The organism is bacterium, assembly GCA_040753555.1.
Lineage (GTDB): Bacteria > UBA9089 > UBA9088 > UBA9088 > UBA9088 > JBFLYE01.
Window position 1 is genome coordinate 1 of record JBFMDZ010000266.1, and the last position, 2,527, is coordinate 2,527.

The window sequence follows — 2,527 nt, forward strand, 5'->3', positions numbered from 1 at the left end:
GTAAGATGTGTGCCAAAGTCAATGGAAATAAGAGAATTTGTGGCAAAGTTTTGGCCTTGAATGGTAATTATTGTGCCAATCGGGCCAGATGTAGGCGTAAGATTTGTAATCTCAGGAATGAAAGTAACATGGGTTGAGCAGGAAGCATAAGCTGTAACTACTCCTTCGGCACAACTTACCTCTGATGTGCCTGTAATGGTTGCATAGTTTGTAATAGTGGATGAACCCTGTTTTTGAATGAAATATTTGATGGTTGTTGAGCCTTCTTGATTAGGATTTAGCAATCCAAGGCTAAAGGTTTGAATACTTCCATTGGGTAATTGGTCTTTAAGAAAAACATCGGAAAGGACTGTTGTTCCTGTATTTTTATAATAAAGGGTATAGGTTATGGTTGATTGAGAGAGAGCAAAAGATGGACATTCTTTCCTTAATGAAATTCCTAAGACCCCACTCATAAGTTTAAAAAGCGTAGTAGCGCTCTTTCCATACTCATTTCTAGCCGTAATAACCTTTGTGCAAACAGGTTGAGTGTCCACCATAAAGGTTATGGAAAATGTGCCAGTTATACTTGATTCTCTTGCAGCTATGGTTGGATGTGTGCCAAAGTCTATAAAAACTTGGGTTTGGGTGGTAAACCCTTGCCCTTCTATGGTAACTATTGTTCCAATTGGACCTGAATTTGGATTAACCAAAGTAATTGCTGTCCAAGGCCAATAATCAACCCAATCAGATACCTTATCGCCTTGTCCTGATGGATTTGTTATGGGATGTTCTGGTCCAGAATTATGACCCCACCAATTAAAGGTTGCAGAGATGGTTCCTGTGCTTCCATCGTGATAAACGCCATAGCCTTTTGTTAAGTCGCCGTTTTTGTTGCCGAAGAGGTTGTTGCAATGGATTTCTGGGTTAGAAGAAGAACAAGAATATATTCCGTATCCTTTACCCGAAGGTATTCCCCATGCACCTTTGTTAATTTTTACTTCATTTCTTTCTATCTCTACATTGGAATCTATAATAAGAATACCCATCCCTTCTCCACCTTTTCCAAATGTAGATCCTAGGGCTCCATGTCCACCGCCTTCACCTGCGATATTATTGAATATAGTATTGTTGTTCAATTTTATATTGGATGAATCTTTAATAAATACTCCTGTTCCAGTTCCTCCCCTCCCACCTACTCCGCCTCCTTCTCCTACTGTTCCTCCTTTTCCTCCTATATTATTTGATATTATATTATTTGAGATTATAGTGTTTGTTGATGAAAAAAGGTATATTCCATTTCCTTGTTTGCCAGGCTCACCTTGTCCACCCTGTGTACATCCATTTTCTCCAATTCCTCCAACGATAGAGTTGTTTTTAATAATAAACTCTAGGCAATTTATAAGGACAATCCTTCCCAAGTTTGTTGACCCAGAGCCAACTAATGTTAAATTCTGATTTTCAATGGTTATTCCTGATTGGTTATAATAGTAATAAATAGGCTCACTATTATAGCTATTAGAAGAAGTAACTGTATTGTTATAGCTGTTTGGATCAATATAAATACCATAAGCATTTCCAAAAGCCCCGTAAGAAGCTTCTCCCGCATTAGCTGTATCTCCAACCCCTCTTTCTCCTCTTTCGCTTTTGCTTATGTAATTTTGCAAAAGCACATTATTACGAGAATTTGAAATATAAATTCCACATCCTATACCCCCTCTCCCTCCTGAGCTATGCCAGTAGTTAGGAGAATCTCCTCCCTTTCCTCCTTTATTGCCATACAAAATATTAAAAGCTGAATAATTATAATTTGAATTATCTAAAAAGATACCACAACCAATTCCTCCACTACCTCCATATCCATCTCCTGGAGCTATACCATTTCCTCCATTTCCTCCTTGGTTTTTAAAAATTGTATTTGCTGAAATAGTATTGGAAGAAGCGCCTATTAAATAAATTCCACAACCTACTTCGCCTGACGTAGCCCAAAACCAATACCAATATCCATCGTTTCCTTTGTTATCGTGGATGAAATTATTTATAATCACAATTCCAGATGTATTTTCCAAATAAACCGCCTGCTTTGCATAGCCTATATTGCAATAACTTATTGTTCCCTTTGCATTTGCTCCACTAAATTTAATACTTTGCCAAAACCCAGCAGAAGGTGTTGTGGAGGAAGCTGTGAAAGTAATTGTTCCAACTGGTGTACCAACAGCAGTCAAGGTTCCATAGACAATCAATGAGGTATTTTGAGCAAACCTTACCTCAACATTTGGATCAATTGACAAACTTGTCCCATTTTGCACAGTTGTATTAGCCGTAGCTATATATGGACTTCCAGCAATTGTCCAATTTCCAGAGACATTGCCACTTACATAAGTCTCTGCCCAGGCTATTTTACAAGCCCCAAACCCTAAAGCCAGAACTTCCCCAACTTTTTACAAATCTATATAAACAATAAGATAAAATGGATTATTGTTAAAAAAACAAAAAGAAAAGAAATATTTAAGAAAAATACCAAATCTGCCGATATTAAAGAAGGGGA

At 37.5% G+C, this 2,527-nt stretch carries 1 protein-coding gene; it reads right to left on the reverse strand.

Annotated elements, in window-relative coordinates:
- Positions 1-2,270: IPT/TIG domain-containing protein (locus AB1630_12270; GenBank protein ID MEW6104569.1), on the reverse strand; the 2,270-nt coding region annotated here is incomplete at its 3' end.
- Between the last annotated feature and the right edge of the window lie 257 nt (positions 2,271-2,527).